Source organism: Streptococcus oralis (assembly GCF_001579175.1).
GTDB classification, from domain to species: domain Bacteria; phylum Bacillota; class Bacilli; order Lactobacillales; family Streptococcaceae; genus Streptococcus; species Streptococcus oralis_O.
This window is the reverse complement of the sequence record NZ_KQ970761.1, coordinates 140,998-162,850: the sequence shown is the minus strand read 5'-3', so window position 1 is coordinate 162,850 and position 21,853 is coordinate 140,998. Positions and strand designations below refer to the sequence as shown.

At 42.4% G+C, this 21,853-nt stretch carries 19 protein-coding genes, 1 tRNA gene and 1 riboswitch; of the genes, 17 read left to right on the top strand and 3 right to left on the bottom strand.

The window, feature by feature from the left end; all coding sequences use genetic code 11:
* From SORDD24_RS09150 to SORDD24_RS09130, 6 genes are all read left to right on the top strand, one after another.
* On the top strand, nt 1-847 hold an 847-nt coding region (locus SORDD24_RS09150; protein ID WP_231082744.1), incomplete at its 5' end, for a SepM family pheromone-processing serine protease.
* Nucleotides 848-902: 55 nt separating this feature from the next.
* Nucleotides 903-1,133 (top strand): DUF1146 family protein, encoded by a 231-nt coding sequence (locus tag SORDD24_RS11005; RefSeq protein WP_009444432.1) that lies wholly within the window; start codon nt 903-905, stop codon nt 1,131-1,133.
* 23 nt (nt 1,134-1,156) lie between these two features.
* Nucleotides 1,157-2,440, top strand: coding sequence for a UDP-N-acetylglucosamine 1-carboxyvinyltransferase (murA, locus tag SORDD24_RS09145; protein ID WP_061409754.1), 1,284 nt, complete (start codon nt 1,157-1,159; stop codon nt 2,438-2,440).
* Entirely contained in the window at nt 2,427-2,621 is a 195-nt protein-coding gene (locus SORDD24_RS09140) for a DNA-directed RNA polymerase subunit beta (RefSeq protein WP_000739700.1), read from the top strand. Before murA ends, SORDD24_RS09140 begins: the two co-directional genes overlap by 14 nt.
* Nucleotides 2,622-2,661: 40 nt before the next feature.
* The gene (locus SORDD24_RS09135; protein ID WP_061409752.1) at nt 2,662-3,486 is read left to right on the top strand and encodes a DNA/RNA non-specific endonuclease; all 825 of its coding nucleotides are present in this window, start codon (nt 2,662-2,664) and stop codon (nt 3,484-3,486) included.
* Between the two features lie 132 nt (nt 3,487-3,618).
* On the top strand, nt 3,619-4,950 hold the full coding sequence (locus SORDD24_RS09130) for a hemolysin family protein (RefSeq protein WP_061409750.1): 1,332 nt from the start codon (nt 3,619-3,621) through the stop codon (nt 4,948-4,950).
* An 80-nt stretch (nt 4,951-5,030) separates the two neighbouring features.
* Here SORDD24_RS09130 and SORDD24_RS09125 read toward each other — a convergent pair.
* Nucleotides 5,031-5,101, bottom strand: a tRNA-Cys gene (locus SORDD24_RS09125).
* A gap of 307 nt (nt 5,102-5,408) precedes the next feature.
* Between SORDD24_RS09125 and SORDD24_RS09120 the strand changes: the two genes are divergently transcribed.
* The 5 genes from SORDD24_RS09120 to SORDD24_RS09100 all read left to right on the top strand — a co-directional run bounded on the left by SORDD24_RS09120 (nt 5,409) and on the right by SORDD24_RS09100 (nt 11,893).
* A complete protein-coding gene (locus SORDD24_RS09120) occupies nt 5,409-7,388 on the top strand; it encodes a peptide ABC transporter substrate-binding protein (protein ID WP_061409749.1) in 1,980 nt (659 codons plus the stop codon).
* Between the two features lie 66 nt (nt 7,389-7,454).
* A complete protein-coding gene (locus SORDD24_RS09115) occupies nt 7,455-8,951 on the top strand; it encodes an ABC transporter permease (protein WP_061409747.1) in 1,497 nt (498 codons plus the stop codon).
* Nucleotides 8,951-9,877, top strand: coding sequence for an oligopeptide ABC transporter permease OppC (gene oppC, locus SORDD24_RS09110; protein WP_033629311.1), 927 nt, complete (start codon nt 8,951-8,953; stop codon nt 9,875-9,877). The genes SORDD24_RS09115 and oppC overlap by 1 nt, the downstream gene beginning before the upstream one ends.
* Nucleotides 9,878-9,885: 8 nt before the next feature.
* Nucleotides 9,886-10,953, top strand: a complete 1,068-nt coding sequence (locus SORDD24_RS09105) for an ABC transporter ATP-binding protein (protein WP_045593583.1) — start codon at nt 9,886-9,888, stop codon at nt 10,951-10,953.
* Nucleotides 10,954-10,963: 10 nt separating this feature from the next.
* Nucleotides 10,964-11,893 (top strand): ATP-binding cassette domain-containing protein, encoded by a 930-nt coding sequence (locus SORDD24_RS09100; RefSeq protein ID WP_001291306.1) that lies wholly within the window; start codon nt 10,964-10,966, stop codon nt 11,891-11,893.
* Nucleotides 11,894-11,981: 88 nt separating this feature from the next.
* Here SORDD24_RS09100 and SORDD24_RS09095 read toward each other — a convergent pair whose 3' ends face one another.
* Both SORDD24_RS09095 and trkA read right to left on the bottom strand, forming a co-directional pair.
* Nucleotides 11,982-13,421, bottom strand: a complete 1,440-nt coding sequence (locus SORDD24_RS09095; protein ID WP_061409745.1) for a TrkH family potassium uptake protein — start codon at nt 13,419-13,421, stop codon at nt 11,982-11,984.
* A gap of 3 nt (nt 13,422-13,424) precedes the next feature.
* Nucleotides 13,425-14,771, bottom strand: a complete 1,347-nt coding sequence (trkA, locus tag SORDD24_RS09090; protein WP_000706819.1) for a Trk system potassium transporter TrkA — start codon at nt 14,769-14,771, stop codon at nt 13,425-13,427.
* A gap of 400 nt (nt 14,772-15,171) precedes the next feature.
* Here trkA and SORDD24_RS09085 point away from each other — a divergent pair, with 400 nt between their 5' ends.
* The 6 genes from SORDD24_RS09085 to pheT all read left to right on the top strand — a co-directional run bounded on the left by SORDD24_RS09085 (nt 15,172) and on the right by pheT (nt 21,759).
* A complete protein-coding gene (locus SORDD24_RS09085) occupies nt 15,172-15,675 on the top strand; it encodes a tRNA (cytidine(34)-2'-O)-methyltransferase (RefSeq protein ID WP_061409743.1) in 504 nt (167 codons plus the stop codon).
* Nucleotides 15,676-15,715: 40 nt separating this feature from the next.
* Nucleotides 15,716-16,054, top strand: a riboswitch (FMN riboswitch).
* A gap of 153 nt (nt 16,055-16,207) precedes the next feature.
* Entirely contained in the window at nt 16,208-16,771 is a 564-nt protein-coding gene (locus SORDD24_RS09080) for an ECF transporter S component (protein WP_061409741.1), read from the top strand.
* Nucleotides 16,761-17,411, top strand: a complete 651-nt coding sequence (locus SORDD24_RS09075) for a phosphatase PAP2 family protein (RefSeq protein ID WP_061409738.1) — start codon at nt 16,761-16,763, stop codon at nt 17,409-17,411. The genes SORDD24_RS09080 and SORDD24_RS09075 overlap by 11 nt, the downstream gene beginning before the upstream one ends.
* A gap of 27 nt (nt 17,412-17,438) precedes the next feature.
* A complete protein-coding gene (locus tag SORDD24_RS09070) occupies nt 17,439-17,858 on the top strand; it encodes a hypothetical protein (RefSeq protein ID WP_061409736.1) in 420 nt (139 codons plus the stop codon).
* 316 nt (nt 17,859-18,174) lie between these two features.
* Nucleotides 18,175-19,221 carry a phenylalanine--tRNA ligase subunit alpha gene (gene pheS, locus SORDD24_RS09065; RefSeq protein ID WP_000103740.1) on the top strand — a complete coding sequence of 349 codons (1,047 nt, stop codon included), beginning with the start codon at nt 18,175-18,177 and terminating at the stop codon, nt 19,219-19,221.
* 132 nt (nt 19,222-19,353) lie between these two features.
* Nucleotides 19,354-21,759 (top strand): phenylalanine--tRNA ligase subunit beta, encoded by a 2,406-nt coding sequence (gene pheT, locus SORDD24_RS09060; protein ID WP_061409734.1) that lies wholly within the window; start codon nt 19,354-19,356, stop codon nt 21,757-21,759.
* The last annotated feature ends 94 nt before the right edge of the window (nt 21,760-21,853 follow it).

Sequence of the window (21,853 nt, the reverse complement as noted above, 5' to 3'; positions counted from 1 at the left end):
ACACGCAACCCTGTCGCATCTTGTCTATGCTTGGTTAACACCTTTCACAGATATTAGAAGTGCCAAGGAGACTACGGGTGGCTCTACGGATGCAGAGTTTATGCGGATCAATCAGTTCTACATGCAAACTTCTCAAAATATGGCCAAGTATCAAGGACTGAAGACGGCTGGTAAGGATACCGAACTCAAGTACTTGGGAGTTTATGTCTTAACTGTGACGGATAATTCAACTTTTAAGGGCATTCTGAATATTGCAGATACCGTGACGGCTGTTAATGACAAAACATTTGACAGTTCAAAAGACTTGGTCGACTATGTCAACTCTCAACAATTAGGGGATACGGTCAAGGTAACCTATGAAGAAGACGGAAAAGTCAAGTCTGCAGAAGGTAAAATTATCACTCTCGAAAACGGAAAAAACGGGATTGGGATTGGCTTGATTGACCGTACAGAAGTGACCAGTGACGTTCCCATTCGCTTTTCTACAGCTGGTATCGGGGGACCAAGTGCAGGTCTCATGTTTAGTCTAGCTATCTACACTCAGATAGCAGATCCAGGTCTTCGTAATGGCCGCATCGTTGCGGGAACGGGAACCATTGATCGGGACGGAAATGTTGGCGACATTGGTGGAATTGACAAAAAAGTAGTTGCGGCCTCACGTCAGGGAGCCAACGTCTTTTTTGCTCCTGACAATCCAGTCACCGAGGAAGCAAAAAAAGCAGATTCCAATGCGAAAAGCAACTATGAAACAGCCCTAGAAGCTGCCAAAACGATCAAGACAGAGATGAAAATCGTTCCCGTTAAAACCTTGCAGGATGCGATTGATTACCTTAAAAACAACCCCTAATTCGTAGAAAAATCGAAAACTAGCGCGCAAGCGGATAAGATGGTATAATAGTCAAATGGTTCAATTATTATTCACTCTAAGCAGTCATATGCTCTTTATCTATTTGAGTTTTTACCTTTTAAAGGATCTTGTGAGATGGGAAAAGGTGTTAAAAGTAACTGCTACGAATACAAAAAAAGTTCGTTTGTTGGTGGGCTTCTTTAGTATTGTAATGGGCTACATATTAAGTTCATTCTTTATCAGTTTATATCAATTGTGGCAAGAAGCACTTAGAGGATTATTATAAAATCAAAAGTAAAGGAAGCAACTATGGAAAAAATTGTGGTTCAAGGCGGTGATAATCGTCTGGTCGGGAGTGTGACCATCGAGGGGGCAAAGAATGCCGTCTTGCCCTTGTTGGCAGCGACTATTCTAGCAAGCAAGGGTAAGACAGTCTTGCAGAACGTCCCGATCTTGTCAGATGTTTTCACCATGAATCAAGTAGTTCGTGGTCTGAATGCCAAGGTTGAATTTGATGAGGAAGCTCATCTTGTCGAAGTCGATGCTACTGGTGACATCACGGAGGAAGCTCCTTACAAGTATGTCAGCAAAATGCGTGCATCGATCGTTGTCTTGGGCCCAATCCTTGCTCGTGTAGGTCATGCCAAGGTATCCATGCCAGGTGGTTGCACCATTGGGAGTCGTCCAATCGATCTCCACCTCAAGGGCTTGGAAGCTATGGGAGCTAAGATTAGCCAGACAGCTGGTTACATCGAAGCCAAGGCAGAACGCTTGCATGGTGCTCATATCTATATGGACTTCCCTAGTGTCGGCGCGACACAAAACCTGATGATGGCAGCGACGTTAGCTGATGGTGTGACTGTTATTGAAAATGCTGCGCGTGAGCCGGAAATTGTTGACCTCGCTATTCTCCTTAATGAAATGGGAGCCAAGGTCAAGGGAGCTGGTACTGAAACAATCACAGTAACTGGTGTCGAGGAACTCCATGGAACAACTCATAATGTGGTACAGGACCGTATTGAAGCTGGAACCTTTATGGTGGCGGCAGCCATGACTGGTGGTGATGTCCTCATTCGAGATGCAGTCTGGGAGCATAATCGCCCCTTGATTGCCAAACTCCTTGAAATGGGAGTAGAGGTAACAGAGGAGTCGGAAGGCATTCGTGTCCGTTCTCAACTGGAAAATCTTAAAGCTGTTCATGTAAAAACCTTGCCACATCCAGGATTCCCGACAGATATGCAGGCTCAATTTACAGCCTTAATGACTGTCGCAAAAGGGGAATCCACTATGGTGGAAACTGTATTTGAGAATCGGTTCCAACATCTGGAGGAAATGCGTCGGATGGGCTTGCATTCGGAGATTATCCGTGATACAGCCCGTATCGTAGGAGGACAAGTCTTGCAGGGAGCAGAAGTTCTATCAACAGACCTTCGTGCTAGTGCGGCCTTGATTCTGACAGGTTTGGTAGCGCAAGGGGAGACAGTTGTTGGTAAATTAGTCCACCTTGACAGAGGTTACTACCGTTTCCATGAGAAGTTAGCTCAGCTAGGAGCGAAGATTCAGCGGATTGAGGCAAATGATGAAGAAGAATAAAAATATACGTTATGTACTCCGTCGCTTACTGTTGATTTTTATCGTACTCTTGCTGGGATTCCTTGCCTTAGGAATCGGCTTGATGATTGGCTACGGGATTCTAGGGAAGGGACAGGATCCATGGGCGATTTTATCTCCAGCGAAATGGCAAGAATTGATTAGTAAATTTACAGGAAATTAGGCTGGGAGACCAGTCTTTTTCTAGAGATATAAGGAGAGATATGGACAAGAAAACAAGACAGGCTCTGATAGGGCTACTCATATTCTTACTATTATCTGCTGGTAGTTATTACATCAAGCAGATGCAGTCAGCGCCAAACACCCCTAAAACTAAGGTTAGCCAGAAAAGACAAGCTTCAGAAGCTCCTAGTCAGGAGTTGGCAGAGAGTGTCTTAACCGAGTCGATCAAGAACCAAATAAAAGGTGGTCTAGAATGGAATGGGGCAGGTGCCTTTGTCGTAAATGGCAATAAAACCAATCTAGATGCCAAAGTTTCTAGCAAACCCTACGCGGATAATAAAACAAAACCAGTCGGGAAAGAGACAGTCCCAACTGTTGCTAATGCCATCTTATCCAAAGCGACTCGGCAGTATAAAAATCGTGAAGAAACAGGCAACGGCTCAACCTCCTGGACGCCACCAGGATGGCATCAGGTCAAGAATCTAAAGGGAGCCTATACACATGCAGTCGATAGAGGACACCTGCTGGGTTATGCCTTGATAGGTGGCTTGGATGGTTTTGATGCCTCTACCAGCAATCCCAAGAACATTGCAGTCCAGACAGCTTGGGCAAACCAGGCTCAGGCGGAAGATTCGACAGGGCAGAACTACTATGAGAGTCTGGTTAGGAAAGCCTTAGACCAGAATAAGAGAGTCCGTTATCGGGTAACTCTCCACTATGCTACGAATGAGGATTTGGTTCCATCCGCTTCACAAATTGAAGCCAAGTCTTCGGATGGCGAATTGGAATTCAACGTCCTGATTCCAAATGTTCAAAAGGGTATCCAGCTTGATTACCGAACAGGTCAGGTCACGGTGACAAACTAGAAAAAAAGGAATAAAAATTGCTCCCTTGTCCGTCATTGATAAGGGAGCGATTGTATAAATTAGAAAATAATGTGATTCCTAGGCCGATTTATGATATAATGGAACACAAGATACTATTTTAGGAGAAAGACCATGGAAGACCCAAGCAGTCAGGATTTGTTACTGCAATTTGTACTTTTAGTTGTATTGACCTTTTTAAATGCTTTTTTCTCAGCCACTGAAATGGCGATGGTGTCATTAAACCGTTCCCGAGTTGAGCAAAAGGCAGAAGAGGGAGACAAACGTTACATCCGTTTGCTAAAGGTGCTTGAAAACCCTAATCACTTTTTATCAACCATTCAAGTCGGTATTACCTTGATCACAATCTTGTCAGGGGCAAAATTGGCAGATACACTTGGACAAGTAATTGCCTCTTGGATGGGGAATGGAGAAACGGCTTATGCCATTGCAAGTTTCCTCTCTTTGGCATTCTTGACCTACATCTCTATTGTTTTTGGTGAACTCTATCCTAAACGGATTGCCCTCAATCTCAAAGATGCCTTAGCCATCCGCTCTGTTCCGATTATTATTGGACTTGGGAAGATTGTCAGTCCCTTTGTCTGGTTGTTATCTGCTTCAACCAATCTCTTGAGTCGTTTAACACCAATGACCTTTGATGATGCGGATGAAAAAATGACTCGAGATGAAATTGAGTACATGTTGACCAAGAGTGAAGAAACCTTGGATGCAGACGAAATCGAGATGTTACAAGGGATTTTCTCTCTAGATGAACTGATGGCGAGAGAAGTTATGGTTCCTCGGACAGATGCCTTTATGGTGGATATTCAGGATGATAGTCAAACCATTATCCAAAGTATTTTAAAACAGAACTTTTCCCGTATCCCTGTTTATGATGGGGATAAGGACAATGTGATTGGTTTGATTCATACCAAGCGTTTGCTAAACGCTGCCTATGCAGATGGCTTTGAAAATATTGTCTGGAAGAAGATCTTACAAGATCCACTCTTTGTTCCTGAAACTATTTTTGTGGATGACTTGCTAAAAGAATTGCGAAATACCCAAAGACAAATGGCCATTTTGCTCGATGAATATGGCGGTATGGCTGGACTGGTCACACTGGAAGACCTGCTGGAGGAGATTGTCGGAGAAATCGACGACGAGACAGACCGAGCAGAAATTGAAGTCCATCAAATCGGTGAGGACACCTATATTGCACAGGGAACCATGAATCTTAACGACTTCAATAACTACTTTGGTGTCGAACTAGAAAGCGATGATGTGGATACCATCGCCGGTTATTATTTGACGGGTGTTGGAACGATTCCAACCACTGAGAAAATCAGTTACCAACTGGTCAGTCAAAACAAGCAAGTCGTCCTCACCAACGACAAGGTGAAAAACGGACGTGTTACCAAGGTAAAAGTTCAAATCACTGAAATAGAAAATGAAGAAGAAACAGAATAAAGGAGCTTGAGTCACCATCAAGTGCTCAAGCTCCCATTTATAAGAAAAAAGACTCACGAGGAGTCTTTTGGTTTACTATAAGGCGGTAGACGGATTTGAACCGACGATCAAGCTTTTGCAGAGCCGTGCCTTACCACTTGGCTATACCGCCTCAACGTTTATTATTATACCTTGAAAATGATTCTACGTCAATAGTTTCTTAACCGAAAATCCAATTTAGGAAACTTTCCCTTTTTATGATAGACTTTAAAACCGAGAGAGAAAGTCTGGGAATCAGTCTTCACAGGCTGTAAAATTGCCATCTAATCACCTAGATAGCAAACAAAGAGTGTAGAAATTTGACAAATGAAAGTTTTTTGAGGGTATACGCCTAAATATTCTGAAAATTCGTTTACTTTTTAGATAATATATGATATAATTGACAATAAGCTTAAATTTTTCAAAGAGGAGTTAACAATATGAAAAAAAGTAGAGTATTTGTCGCAGCAGGAATTGCCCTATTAGCAACTGGCGTTTTAGCTGCTTGCGGTTCTTCAAAATCATCTGATTCAACAGCGCCAAAAAATTATGGTTATGTTTATACAGCTGATCCAGAAACATTGGATTACATTACGTCAGGTAAACAAAGTACCAAAGTTGCTACTTCAAATGGTATTGACGGTTTGTTTACAAATGATCAATACGGAAATTTAGTTCCTGCAGTTGCAGAAGACTGGTCAGTTTCGAAAGACGGTTTAACTTATACCTACAAAATTCGTAAGGGTGTCAAATGGTTTACCTCTGATGGTGAAGAGTATGCTGAAGTTACTGCAAAAGACTTTGTAAATGGCTTGAAACACGCAGCAGATAAAAAATCAGAAGCCCTTTATCTAGCAGAGGATTCTGTTAAAGGTTTGTCTGATTACTTGGCTGGAAATTCAAAAGACTTTTCTACAGTAGGTATTAAAGCAGTTGATGACTATACTCTTGAGTATACCTTGAATAAACCAGAACCATACTGGAATTCTAAGATGGCTTATTCCATTTTCTGGCCTTTGAACGAAGAATTTGAGAAATCAAAAGGATCGGATTTTGCTAAGTCAACAGATCCTAATTCATTGCTATATAATGGTCCATTCTTGCTGAAGGGGTTGACTGCTAAATCTTCTATCGAATTTGTTAAAAATGAACAATACTGGGATAAAGAAAATGTTCATCTTGACACAGTCACCCTTGCCTTCTATGACGGTTCAGACCAAGAATCACTTGAACGTAACTTTACGAGTGGAGCTTATAGCCAAGCGCGCCTCTTCCCAACAAGTTCAAACTACTCTAAAGTAGAAGAAACATACAAGGACAATATCTACTTTACTCAATCAGGACCTGGCATTGCTGGTTTGGGTGTGAATATCGACCGTCAAGGGTATAAATATACTTCTAAATCAACTGATGAAGAAAAAACATCTACAAAGAAAGCCCTTCTAAACAAGGATTTCCGTCAGGCATTGAACTTTGCCTTTGACCGCACATCTTATTCAGCACAGGTAAATGGTACGGAAGCGGCTCCTCTAGCAGTTCGTAACCTCTTTGTGAAGCCAGGCTTTGTCTCTGCAGGAGAAAAGACTTTTGGCGACTTAGTGACTGAAAAAATGGCTAATTACGGAGATGAGTGGAAAAATGTGAATTTTGCTGATGGGCAAGACGGTCTCTTTAATGCTGACAAAGCCAAAGCTGAATTTGCCAAAGCTAAAACTGCATTGGAAGCAGAAGGTGTAAAATTCCCTATTCACTTGGATATTCCAGTAGACCAAACATCTAAAAACTATATCGCACGTATCCAATCTTTCAAACAATCAGTCGAAAAAGTACTTGGTGAAGATAATGTAGTGATTGATATCCAACAAGTTTCTAGAGACGAGTTGAATAATATCACCTACTACGCAGCAAATGCTGCAGCAGAGGACTGGGATCTATCAGGAGCAGTTGGATGGAGTCCTGACTATGAAGACCCATCAACTTACCTTGATATCTTGAAAACAACTAACAGCGAGCAGACAAAAACCTATATGGGGTATGATGATCCCGCAAATGCATCTGCAGCTAAAGTTGGTTTGAAAGAGTACGATAAGCTCGTTGATGACGCTGCAAAAGAAACTAGCGACTTGAATGTGCGTTATGAAAAATATGCAGCGGCGCAGGCTTGGCTGACAGATAGCTCACTCTTCCTCCCAGCCATGTCATCTAGTGGTGCTGCACCGGTTCTTTCTCGCGTGGTACCATTTACAGCTTCTTACAGCCAATCTGGAGATAAAGGTTCAGATTTGTACTTCAAATACATTAAACTCCAAGACAAAGTTGTAACCAAAGCTGATTATGAGGCTGCTCGTGAGAAATGGCTAAAAGAGAAAAAAGAATCAAACGAAAAAGTTCAAAAAGAATTGGCTAATCACGTTAAATAAATAACTCTCAAGAGAACTTTCTCTCCATGAGGAGAAGGTTCTTTTGGGATTTTAAAAGGAAACGATATGAAGAAATATATTTTTATGCGTGTATTGCGTTCATTGTTGTCGATTTTCTTAGTGACAACCTTGACCTACACGATTATCTATACGATGGTTCCGCGGAAATTGATTTTCAAGCAGGATACCAACTATAATAAGATTGCAACGACTCCAGATAAACGAGATAATTATGAAAATACCGTTTATGAGCGTATGGGCTACATCGAGTACTACGATACCAAGGAGCTGCAAGAAAAAGCGAGTACCATTGATCCATCTGTAACAGTGGATGCAAATGAGACTAATAAGGCAATCTACGAAAAATACATCAACCAACTTGGTAATGGTTGGACACTTGGTGTATTCTCAGAAAGTGGTCAGTTTTATGCTACGCGTGAAATTCCGATTTTTGAACGTGTTTTCAAATTCTATGCGAACTTGATCGATATTGATCATACAAATAAAATCCAAGATCCTGAAAATCCAAACTTGGAACGCTATCTTCGTTTTGAAAATGACCCTGCTATCGGTTGGTCATTAGTTGGTTCGGGTACAAAACATAAATACCTTTTGTATTTCAACAATCAATTCCCATTTGTACACCAAAACTTTGTGAACATTAACTTGGGTGATTCTTACCCAACTTATGCAAACACACCAGTGCTTCAAGTTATCACACAGGGTCAAGGACAAACTAAGACATCAGAAGTTCAATTCCCTACAGGTAAAAAGACTTCATCTGTAGATATCTACTCTCGTACCTACAAATCACCAAGTCAAGCAGACGCACGTGAGGTGGCAAACTATGGTAAGGACGATCCTTACACGGCTACAGAAAGCAATTACCAATATCCATCTATGATTGCAAGTTCAGCTGTTGCTGGTTTGATTGGTTTGATTATCTCGTATGCTATCGCTATTCCACTTGGATCTGCTATGGCTCGCCACAAGAATACTTGGATTGACAGCTTCTCGACAGGTGCTCTGACCTTCTTGCTTGCCCTTCCAACGATTGCCTTGGTATATATTGTGCGCTTGATTGGATCATCTATCGGTCTGCCAGACTCATTCCCTATCTTGGGGGCTGGAGATTGGCGTTCTTATGTCTTGCCGGCAGCCATTCTAGGTTTGTTGGGAGCACCAAGTACGGCTATCTGGATTCGTCGTTACATGATCGACTTGCAATCTCAAGACTTCGTACGTTTTGCTCGCGCCAAAGGTTTGTCTGAAAAAGAAATTTCAAATAAACACATCTTTAAAAATGCCATGGTTCCTTTGGTTTCAGGTATTCCTGGTGCTGTAATCGGAGTTATTGGTGGTGCAACATTGACAGAAACAGTCTTCGCCTTCCCAGGTATGGGTAAAATGCTGATCGACTCTGTTAAGGCATCCAACAACTCAATGGTAGTTGGTCTCGTCTTCATCTTCACATGTATTTCTATCTTCTCACTCTTTGTAGGAGATATCTGGATGACCATGCTTGATCCACGTATTAAATTGACAGAGAAAGGAGGCAAATAATGTCAACAATCGGAAAAGAAAAATTTCAGTTCGTAAAACGTGACGATTTTGCCTCTGAAACAATTGACGCCCCTGCCTATTCATACTGGGGTTCTGTATTTAGACAATTTCTAAAGAAAAAATCAACAGTCATTATGTTGGGGATTTTGGTTGCCATTATCTTGATGAGCTTTATTTATCCTATGTTCTCAAACTTTGACTTCAACGACGTCAGTAAGGTGAACGACTTTAGCGCTCGTTTTATCAAGCCAAATGCTGAGCACTGGTTTGGTACAGATAGCAATGGGAAATCCTTGTTTGACGGGGTTTGGTTTGGTGCGCGTAACTCTATCCTCATCTCTGTCATTGCAACTTTTATCAACCTTGTAATTGGGGTTATTGTTGGTGGAATCTGGGGAATTTCAAAATCTGTTGACCGTGTCATGATGGAAGTTTATAACATTATTTCAAACATTCCATCTCTCTTGATTGTCATTGTCTTGACTTACTCAATCGGTGCTGGTTTCTGGAATCTGATTTTTGCCATGAGTGTGACAACTTGGATTGGGATTGCTTATATGATTCGTATCCAAATCATGCGTTACCGTGACTTGGAATACAACCTTGCTTCTCAAACACTTGGGACACCAACCTTTAAAATCATCGTTAAAAATATCATGCCACAATTGGTATCCGTTATTGTTTCTACGATGACCTTGATGTTGCCAAGCTTCATCTCTTATGAAGCCTTCCTTTCCTTCTTTGGATTGGGATTGCCTGTAACAGTGCCAAGTTTGGGACGTTTGATCTCAGATTACTCACAAAACGTTACGACCAACGCTTACTTGTTCTGGATTCCATTGACAACCTTGATCTTGGTGTCCCTATCTCTTTTCGTTGTTGGTCAAAACCTAGCGGATGCTAGTGATCCACGTACACATAGATAGGAGTAGACATGACAAAAGAAAGTAATGTAATTTTGACTGCTCGTGATATTGTCGTGGAATTTGACGTTCGTGACAAAGTTCTGACGGCTATCCGAGGAGTTTCTCTGGACCTGATTGAAGGAGAAGTTCTTGCCCTGGTAGGTGAGTCCGGTTCTGGTAAATCTGTTTTAACAAAAACCTTTACAGGGATGTTAGAAGACAATGGACGTATTGCTCAAGGAAGCATCGACTATCGTGGACAAGACTTGACCGCTCTTACTTCTAACAAGGAATGGGAGAAGATTCGTGGTGCTAAAATTGCGACCATCTTCCAAGATCCTATGACAAGTTTGGACCCAATCAATACAATCGGTAGCCAAATCACTGAAGTTATCGTTAAACACCAAGGAAAAACAGCCAAGGAAGCCAAAGAGATGGCAATCGACTATATGAACAAGGTCGGAATTCCAGACGCTGAAAAACGTTTTGACGAGTATCCTTTCCAATATTCTGGAGGGATGCGCCAACGTATCGTTATCGCGATTGCCCTTGCCTGTCGTCCAGATATCTTAATCTGTGACGAACCGACAACGGCCCTTGATGTAACCATTCAAGCCCAAATCATTGATTTGCTTAAAACTTTACAAAATGAGTACCACTTTACCATTATCTTTATCACCCATGACCTTGGTGTGGTAGCAAGTATTGCGGATAAGGTAGCAGTTATGTATGCTGGGGAAATTGTAGAATACGGAACTGTTGAGGAAGTTTTCTACGATCCACGTCATCCATATACTTGGAGTCTCTTGTCTAGCTTGCCTCAGCTTGCTGATGATAAAGGGGAATTGTACTCTATCCCTGGAACACCACCGTCTCTTTATACTGAGTTGAAAGGTGATGCCTTTGCCCTTCGTTCAGATTATGCGATGCAAATTGACTTTGAACAAAAAGCACCTCAGTTTTCAGTTAGTGATACCCACTGGGCTAAGACTTGGTTGCTTCATGAGAATGCTCCTAAAGTTGAAAAACCTGGGGTCATCGCAGATTTGCATGACAAGATTCGTGATAAAATGGGCTTTGCTCATCTAGAAGACTAGGAGGAAGGAAATGTCTGAAAAATTAGTAGAAATTAAAGATTTAGAAATTTCCTTCGGTGAAGGAAGTAAGAAGTTTGTTGCGGTTAAAAATGCCAACTTCTTTATCAACAAGGGAGAAACTTTCTCTCTTGTAGGAGAGTCTGGTAGTGGGAAAACAACGATTGGTCGTGCCATTATTGGTCTAAATAATACCAGTAAAGGTGAAATCATCTTTGATGGTCATAAGATCAATGGAAAAAAATCTCATAAGGAATCCTCAGACTTGATCCGTCGTATCCAGATGATTTTCCAGGACCCTGCAGCCAGCTTGAATGAGCGTGCGACGGTTGACTATATCATCTCTGAAGGTCTTTACAACTATCACTTGTTTAAAGATGAAGAAGACCGAAAAGAAAAAGTTCAAAAGATGATCCATGAAGTCGGGCTTTTGAAAGAACACCTGACCCGTTATCCACACGAGTTTTCTGGTGGTCAACGCCAGCGTATCGGGATTGCTCGTGCCCTTGTGATGGAACCTGATTTCGTTATTGCGGATGAGCCAATTTCAGCCTTGGACGTATCAGTGCGTGCGCAAGTCTTGAACTTGCTCAAGAAGTTCCAAAAAGAGTTGGGCTTGACCTATCTTTTTATCGCCCATGACTTGTCAGTTGTTCGCTTTATCTCAGATCGTATCGCGGTTATCTATAAGGGAGTTATCGTCGAAGTGGCGGAGACAGAGGAGTTGTTTAACAATCCTGTCCACCCATACACTCAAGCACTTCTATCTGCTGTACCAATTCCAGATCCAATCTTGGAACGCAAGAAAGTCTTGAAAGTTTACGACCCTGATCAACATGACTATGAGACAGACAAGCCATCTATGGTGGAAATTCGTCCAGGTCACTATGTTTGGGCAAATCAAGCAGAACTTGCTCGTTACAAAGAAGCTCTTAAAAAATAATTAGATTCGGAGAGGACCAAAAGGTCTTCTCATTTTTAATAGAAAAAATCCCCTTTTACTTGCTTGTAAAAGGGGGATTGTATTGTAATTAACGTTTAGACCAGGTACGTTTCATAAAGAGTAGCAAAATTGGGTAGATCTCTAAGCGACCCGCTATCATTGCAAAAGAGAGCAGGATTTTAGAGATGGGGCTGAAGATGGCAAAGCTCGATGTTGTACCTAGAATTGGTCCGATATTGTTAAAACAGCTAAAGACCGCACTGGTCACGACTAGAAAATCATTGCTGTCTAGGCTGATGATAAAGATGAGTGACAATAAAATCATAGCATAAATCACAAAATACTTGAGAATCTTGTGTTGGGTATCCTTATCAATCACCGTTCTATTGACATGGAGAGTCAAGACACGGTGAGGAGATAAGATGGACAAAATTTGATTTTTAGCAATTTTTGTGAGGATCAGTCCACGGATAATTTTGAGACCACCTGCTGTTGACCCAGCTGAGCCACCGATTGCCATGAGGAAGAGGAGGATAAACTGGGAGAAAAGGGGCCAGTTGGTAATATCTCCGTAACCAAATCCCGTTGTCGTAATGATATTGGATACTTGGAAGAGAGCCATCTCAAAACTCTTAGAGACACCTTGGTAAAGGTGGAGGGTGTTGAGGGTGATCAAACCGGTAGACACCAGAACAATAATGACATAAGCCCGCAGTTCCTCATCTCCAAAGAAGGCCTTGACCCGACGGAGCATGAGAAAGTAATAGAGGTTAAAATTGACACCGAAAACCAGAACGCCAAAACTGACAAGATAGGTAATCAGGGAACTGCCGTAGTGGGCGATTCCATCATTGTAGACGGTGAATCCCCCCGTTCCTGCTGTCCCCATAGCGATAACAAAGCTATCAAACAAGGGCATACCTGCTAGATAGTAGATGACAACAAAGAGGGAGAAGAGTCCTAGGTAAAGGAGATAGAGGATCTGGGCAGTATTTTTCAGTTTGGATACAACCTTACCAAAGACAGGACCAGGGACCTCTGCTTTCATCACCTCTAAGTGACTATTCTTAGCATTGTCCATAATAGCAAGTGCGAAAACAAGCACCCCCATCCCTCCTATCAAGTGGGTGAAACTTCGCCAGAAGAGGAGGGAACGACTGAGAACGGAAACATCTGTTAGGATAGTAGCACCAGTCGTTGTAAAACCAGAGCTGATCTCGAAAAATGCATCGATGATGCTGGGAATTTGTCCTGAAAAGACAAAGGGTAAGCCACCAAAGAAAGACCAGAGTATCCAACAGAGGGCAACGATTAAGACACCCTCCTTGGCATAAATCCGTTGATTTTTTGGTTTTCGTAGGATTCCCACCCCACCGAGAAGAACTAAAATTCCAATCGTAGTAAAAAGAGCTGTAAATACTTGGCTGGACTCTCGGTAATAGGTCGCTACGCTGACAGGAACTAGTAGGAGAACAGCCTCGATTAAGAGAAGTTTGGAGAGGAGGTAACGAATCATACTTTTATTCATTTTTTACCTCTCAATCAAATCATAAATCTTGGTGATGTTTGGTAGCAGGGTGGTTACCAGTAATTGGTCTCCGACCTCCAGCGTATCCTCTCCGGTCGGGAAGATTGTTTTTCCTTTTCGAATAATGGCTGCGATGAGAATACCCTTCTTCAATTTCAGATGAGAAAGAGGCTTGGCAGTCATTTTATTAGCTTCCTTGATATGGAATTGTAGGGTTTCAATCTGGCCGTTTGCAAGATGGTGCATGGCTTGAAGGTCTGAGTATTGGGCGTTAACCCGGCCTCGGATAAAGTGCATAATGGTATCCACTGCGATGATTTTTGGCGTGATGATACTTGAAAAATCAGGTGCATGGATAATTTCTAGGAGACTGGTCCGGTTGACTTTGGTGATGTTTTTCTGGACGCCAACACGGTCAAGGAACATGGAGGTGATAATGTTTTCTTCGTCCACCCCAGTTAAGGTTGCGACCGCATCGTAGTGAGGAGCACTTTCTTCTAGTAAGATATCTTTGGCTGTCCCATCTCCCTGAACGATATAGAGATTTGGGAATTTTTCACTAAAGAAACGGGCTCTTTCAGGATTGATTTCGATAACCTTAGTGTCAATTCGGCTGTCTTTCAAGATACCGACGAGATAGTAGGCAATTTTTCCTGCTCCGATAATCAGAAAACTCTTAACAGTCCGAGCTTTAAAATGATTGTGCAGGCGCATCATATCGACCCGATTTCCTGTAACAAAGATGCGATCCTTATCTTGAAGGGTCATTTCACCACCTGGAATGATCAACTCATGGTTGCGCTCCAAAGCACACACAATCACATCAAATTTTTTCCGAAATTCTGAAATGGGCATCTGGCAAAGACCACTAGCATCTTTGACCACAAACTCCATCAAGCTAACTCGACCTCCAGCGAAACGTTCGACCGAAAGGGCACTTGGGAAGTCGACAATATTCCCAATAGCACGGGCAGCTAGAAGCTCAGGATTGACAATGAGAGAAAATCCAAGAATGTTTTTTTCCTTAAAATAGGAGTTGGAGTACTCTGGATTTCGAACCCGAACGATGGTTTCTTTAGCTCCCATTTTTTTGGCAAGAACTGCTGAAATCATGTTCACTTCATCGTGTTCGGTTAGTGCGATAAAGATATCACACTCTTGAACACCGGCTTGCTCTAAGATAGTAAAGTCGGCACCATTTCCAAGGAGGCCCATGATGTCAAAGCGACTGACAATATGGTTCAGTACAGCTTCATTTTGCTCGATGAGGACAACATCATGGTTTTCCGCAACTAGTGAACGACAGAGGGCAAAACCAACTTTCCCTCCACCAACAAGGACAATTTTCATATAAAAACCTACTTTTTCATGATGTAACTATCATACCCTTTTTTAGCAAAAAATGCACTTGCCAAGCCGATTTTTGCAGGAAGAAAGAACTTTTTCAAGTTTTTGAAGATAAATATGCTTATCTTCTATAAAAATGTCTCTCGGATGAAGTGATTAACCTCTCTTGATAAGGCTATTCTGAAAGTGAATGTCCGAGTATGAAAGTATCATTAAAAAAAGTAAAAAATTCAAGTCGTTTCTATTGACATTGGTTCTGAAAGTGTTATACTAAGAAAGTAGTTTCGCTGATTTACTTCAAACCTGTTGTGAGGTAAGTTAACGACGCCTTAACCACGCTGTTTGCTGAGCTTGACTCCGGGCAGTGTGGCTATTTTTTTGCAATGATAAAAGGAAGCCAATTATGACAAATCACATTGTTTTATTTGAACCTCAGATTCCACAAAATACTGGCAATATCGCGCGTACTTGCGCTGCGACCAATTCTCCCCTCCACATCATCAAACCAATGGGCTTTCCCATTGATGATCGCAAGATGAAGCGGGCTGGTTTGGATTATTGGGATAAGTTAGAGATTCATTTTTATGATAACTTGGCAGACTTTATGTCTCAGATGAAAGGACAAGTCTATCTGATTTCTAAATTTGCAGAAAAGGTCTATTCTGAGGCGAATTTGGCAAGTGGTGAAGATCAGTATTTTCTCTTCGGACGTGAAGATAAGGGTTTGCCAGAGGATTTTATGCGTGAGCATCCAGAGAAAGCTCTCCGTATTCCTATGAACGATGAACATGTCCGCAGTCTCAATGTTTCGAATACCGTATGCATGATTGTTTATGAAGCCCTCCGTCAGCAGAATTTTGCAGGTCTTGAGCTTGTTCATACCTATGAAGCAGATAAATTGAAATAATCAAAATGCTTGCACTTGCAAGCGTTTTTTGTTATGATTAAAGGGTCTTCAGGGCAGGGTGTAATTCCCGACCGGCGGTGACTTTAATACTCTTCGAAAATCCAATTCAAACCACGTCAGCTTCGCCTTGCCGTACTCAAGTACAGCCCGCGGCTAGCTTCCTAGTTTGTTCTTTGATTTTCATTGAGTATCATTAGGAAAAAATTTTTCCTTTAAAACTTTGTTGACAAGTTTTGCCTAACTGGAAGTTATGACTACAGCTTGTCGCCTAGGCTAAAAGAAAAACCTCTATTTCCTTCCCTTAAAGAAGTCCGCGAGCGCAAGCTGATGTGGTGCGATTCCACAACCGACAGTATAGTCTGGATGGGAGAAGACGAAAGAATGGCTTTGTCTGTTCTGATGAGTTTATAGATGAATTGCAACCGCTTGCTCAAAAGAGTGAGGGGGAACTTTTGGGATATAAAAAGTGAGAATAGATAGAGGGATCCTTTCCAACTTCTTCTGATTTTATAGAAAATTGGAGGAACCTGTTATGACAAACACACGTCGAATTTCGACCATTGCGATTTTATCAGCCATTTCATTTGTGCTGATGTACTTTGACTTTCCGCTCTTGCCAGCGGCGACCTTCCTCAAGATTGAGTTTAGTATCTTGCCAGTCCTTGTGGGCTTGGTGGTCATGGATTTGCCTGCTGCTCTCGGGATTCTCTTGCTGCGATCACTCTTGAAGTTGCTTCTCAATAGCCAGGGAGTGAATACCTACATTGGCTTGCCAATGAATATCGTAGCCTTGGGAGTTTTTGTTATCGCTTTTGGTTTGATTTGGAAAAAGGAACGCAGCACCCTTCGTTTCCTACTAGCATCTCTGGCGGGAACTATTGGATTGACTGCTGCCATGTTGGTTCTCAACTATGTCTATGCGGTTCCTTTATACGCGCAGTTTGCCAACTTTGATATTAGAGAAATTATAGGACTTTCTAACTACTTGATGACTATGGTTTTACCTTTTAACCTGATTGAAGGTATCATCTTTGCCGTTTCATTCTGGTTGTTATACCTCCTCTTGAAACCAACCTTAAAACACTATGAGAGATAAACAAACATTTTTAATGAAGGGCAGTTTTGCCCTTTTACTTTTCGTCCTTCTTGGCTATATGGTTAAGTTCTATCCTGAAACGCTGGTCGGTTTTGATCAACCGCTTCAGACTGCTCTTCGTGGGGACTTGCCAGATTATTTGACAGTTCTGTTCCGAGCCCTTACGCATTTGATTGATATCCCAGTGATTATCACCTGGGTTGCCATCGCAGCCTTTATCTTTTATCGTAAGCAGTGGAAGATAGAAAGCTACTTTATGGCGGGCAATCTGGCCTTAGCCGGTCTTTTAATCGTGACCTTTAAAAATATTTACCAGCGCCCACGACCAGCTATCTTACACCTAGTCGAGGAGAAGGGATTTTCTTTTCCAAGTGGCCATTCTCTTGCAGTAACGCTGATGGTAGGCACTTTGATTGTCATTCTCAGTCAACGGATTAAAGATCCGGTTTGGAGAAAAATTGTGCAAATCGTCCTTGCTCTCTACCTAGTCAGTGTGCTGGTATCAAGGGTCTATCTGGGAGTTCATTATCCATCAGACGTCCTTGCCAGTCTCTGTGTGGGTTTGGGAGTCCTGTTTATTGAATTTCCCTTCTATGACAAGCTCCGCTTTCAATGGCGATTTAAAGGCAAGCAGAAGTGAGTATCGAATTCCCTTGAGGAGAAAGAAATGAAAGTCAACATAAAAGCTCTCCATCCGACTCAACTATACTTATCTGAAAAGAAACTAGAAGGCATCCAGACACTTTATCAGTCGGCAGAAATAATCAATGTTGCTCCAATCAGTGTTCTTGCATTCGGAGACTGCTTGTTGATTACAGACGGGCATCACAGGGCTTATCAGGCTTTATTGGCAGGTAGGGATACGATTTCTGCTGAGTGGGATAGAGATGGTGGCGATGAACTATATCATCTCTATGCGCAAGCTTGCGAGGAAAGAAAGATTTACTCTGTTTTGGATTTAAAAGACCATATCTTAGCTCAAGATGAGTATGAAGCAAAATGGTATAACTGGTGTGATGGTTTTAATCAAGCAGCAACTCTTTTATTGAAAAGGAAAGCAGATGAAACTGACCCTGCAAATTGGTAATGCATTGTGTTTTGTTCCTTTTTATTTTATATTGAAAATAGTCTAATCTAACTTGTTTTTTAACTAAAAATCTGATAAACTAAGTAGTAATTGAATAGAAATCCGCAAGACTAGTAACTCAAGGGGAGTATATCAGGGAGGAGAGCCGTGACTGCAAGCTCTCTATATGAAAGCTGGGTGAATTCACTTGCGCATGGATTTAGAAATGAAGGTCTGACTTGTCAGATGAAAACGGATGGTACCGCGTGTCAACGCTCCGAGTGGAGTTTTTGACATGTGGTTTTCTTTTTATCTACGAGAGACTGATGGAGGAATTATGTCAACTATTGAAGAACAATTAAAAGCGCTTCGCGAAGAAACGCTGGCTAGCTTGAAGCAGATTACTGCTGAAAATGAAAAAGAGATGCAAGACTTGCGTGTCTCTGTCCTAGGTAAAAAAGGTTCGCTTACCGAAATTCTTAAAGGGATGAAGGATGTCTCTGCTGAGATGCGTCCAATCATCGGGAAACACGTCAACGAGGCTCGTGATATTTTGACAGCTGCCTTTGAAGAAACGGCAAAGCTCTTGGAAGAAAAGAAAGTTGAAGCACAACTTGCTAGCGAGAGCATCGATGTGACCCTTCCGGGTCGACCTGTTGCGACTGGTCACCGTCACATTCTCACACAAACCAGTGAGGAAATCGAAGATATTTTCATCGGTATGGGTTATCAAGTCGTGGATGGCTTTGAAGTTGAAAAAGACTACTACAACTTTGAGCGGATGAATCTTCCAAAAGACCATCCAGCTCGCGATATGCAGGACACTTTCTATATCACTGAAGAAATCTTGCTCCGTACTCATACGTCTCCAGTTCAGGCGCGTGCCATGGATGCCCATGATTTTTCAAAAGGTCCTTTGAAGATGATCTCACCAGGACGCGTTTTCCGTCGTGACACGGACGATGCGACCCACAGTCATCAATTCCACCAAATCGAAGGCTTGGTTGTTGGGAAAAATATCTCTATGGCTGACCTTCAAGGAACGCTTCAGTTGATTGTGCAAAAAATGTTTGGTGAAGAGCGTCAGATCCGTCTGCGTCCATCTTACTTCCCATTCACAGAGCCATCTGTTGAAGTGGATGTTTCCTGCTTCAAGTGTGGTGGAGAAGGCTGTAACGTATGTAAGAAAACAGGTTGGATCGAGATTATGGGTGCCGGTATGGTTCATCCACGTGTCCTTGAAATGAGTGGTATCGATGCGACAGTTTACTCTGGTTTTGCCTTTGGTCTTGGACAAGAACGTGTCGCTATGCTCCGTTACGGAATCAACGATATTCGTGGGTTCTACCAAGGGGATGTCCGCTTCTCAGAACAGTTTAAATAATGATTAAAACCTGAAATACAATCCTAAACAGTCGTTCTCGTTTTCATATAGTCTAGAAATTGAAACGATTGACTCGAAGAAAAAGAAAGGAATTGAAAAGGTCTTGCATGCTGAGACCTTACAATCAGAATTATGTTAGTATCTTATAAATGGTTAAAAGAATTGGTGGACATTGATGTGCCATCACAAGAGTTGGCTGAGAAAATGTCAACCACAGGGATTGAGGTAGAAGGTGTGGAATCACCGGCTGCCGGTCTCTCAAAAATTGTCGTCGGAGAAGTCTTGTCTTGCGAAGATGTGCCAGAAACTCACCTTCATGTTTGTCAGGTTAATGTTGGCGAAGAAGAAGCCCGTCAAATCGTTTGTGGTGCTCCGAATGTGCGTGCTGGTATCAAGGTCATGGTGGCTCTTCCAGGTGCCCGTATCGCTGATAACTACAAGATCAAAAAAGGAAAAATCCGGGGCTTAGAGTCACTAGGGATGATCTGTTCACTAGGTGAATTAGGGATTTCTGACTCAGTTGTACCAAAGGAATTTGCAGATGGCATCCAAATCTTGCCTCAAGATGCCGTTCCAGGTGAGGAAGTCTTCTCTTACCTAGACTTAGATGATGAAATCATCGAGCTTTCTATTACACCCAACCGTGCGGACGCTCTTTCTATGCGTGGGGTCGCTCACGAAGTGGCAGCCATCTATGACAAAGCAGTTAACTTTAAAGAATTTACTCTAACAGAAACAAACGAAGTAGCAGCGGATGCTCTTTCTGTCAGCATTGACACAGACAAGGCTCCTTACTATGCAGCTCGTATCTTGGACAATGTGACCATTGCACCAAGTCCACAGTGGTTGCAAAATCTCCTCATGAATGAAGGTATCCGTCCTACCAACAACGTAGTAGACGTGACCAACTATATCCTACTCTACTTTGGTCAACCGATGCATGCCTTTGATTTGGATACCTTTGAAGGGACTGACATCCGTGTACGTGAAGCGCGTGCCGGTGAAAAATTGGTGACCTTGGACGGTGAAGAACGTGACTTGGAAGTAAATGACTTAGTCATCACTGTCGCAGACAAGCCAGTAGCCCTTGCAGGTGTCATGGGGGGACAAGCAACAGAAATCTCTGAAAAATCTAGTCGTGTCGTCCTTGAGGCTGCTGTTTTCAATGGCAAATCCATCCGTAAGACTAGCGGTCGTTTGAATCTTCGTTCTGAATCATCTTCTCGCTTTGAAAAAGGTATCAATGTGGCAACTGTTAATGAAGCCCTTGATGCTGCAGCGAGCATGATTGCTGAGCTTGCAGGTGCAACGGTGCGTAAGGGCATCGTTGCAGCGGGTGAACTTGACACTTCTGATGTGGAAGTTTCTTCAACCCTTGCAGACGTTAATCGTGTCCTTGGTACGGAACTTTCATACGCTGATGTGGAAGATGTCTTCCGTCGTCTTGGCTTTAGTCTTTCTGGAAATGCAGATAGCTTTACAGTCAACGTACCCCGTCGTCGTTGGGATATCACTATCGAGGCAGACCTCTTTGAAGAAATCGCTCGTATCTATGGTTACGATCGTTTGCCAACTAGTCTTCCAAAAGATGATGGTACAGCTGGCGAATTGACTGCGACACAAAAACTTCGCCGTCAAGTTCGTACCATCGCTGAAGGGGCAGGTTTGACAGAAATCATCACCTACGCTCTGACAACGCCTGAAAAAGCAGTTGAGTTTACGGCTCAACCAAGTAACCTTACAGAACTCATGTGGCCAATGACTGTGGACCGTTCTGTCCTCCGCCAAAATATGATCTCAGGTATTTTGGATACGGTAGCCTACAACGTGGCTCGTAAGAACAAAAACTTGGCTCTTTATGAGATTGGAAAAGTTTTTGAACAAACAGGCAATCCCAAAGAAGACCTACCAAACGAGATCAACAGCTTTGCCCTTGCTTTGACAGGCTTAGTTGCAGAAAAAGACTTCCAAACTGCGGCAGTTCCAGTTGATTTCTTCTATGCTAAGGGAATCCTTGAAGCCCTCTTTGCTCGTTTGGGACTCCAAGTAACTTATACAGCAACATCTGAAATCGCTAGCCTTCATCCAGGACGTACAGCCGTGATATCACTCGGTGACCAAGTTCTTGGTTTCCTTGGGCAAGTACATCCAGTCACTGCCAAGGCTTATGATATTCCAGAAACGTATGTAGCGGAACTCAACCTTTCAGCCATCGAAGCTGCCCTCCAACCGGCTACTCCATTTGTGGAAATCACCAAATTCCCAGCAGTTAGCCGTGATATTGCCCTTCTTCTCAAGGCAGAAATTAGCCATCAAGAAGTTGTAGACGCAATTCAAGCTGCAGGTGTGAAACGTTTGACAGATATCAAACTCTTCGACGTCTTCTCAGGTGAAAAACTGGGACTTGGTATGAAGTCAATGGCCTATAGCCTAACCTTCCAAAATCCAGAAGATAGCTTGACGGACGAAGAAGTAGCACGTTACATGGAAAAAATCCAAGCATCACTCGAAGAAAAAGTGAATGCGGAAGTACGTTAACTCATCAATCCATCCTTCGGGGTGGATTTTTAAATTCTTAAAATGCTCGTTCAGGAATAAAAAGCGACAGTTGAGGAAAAATTCTCCCGGATAG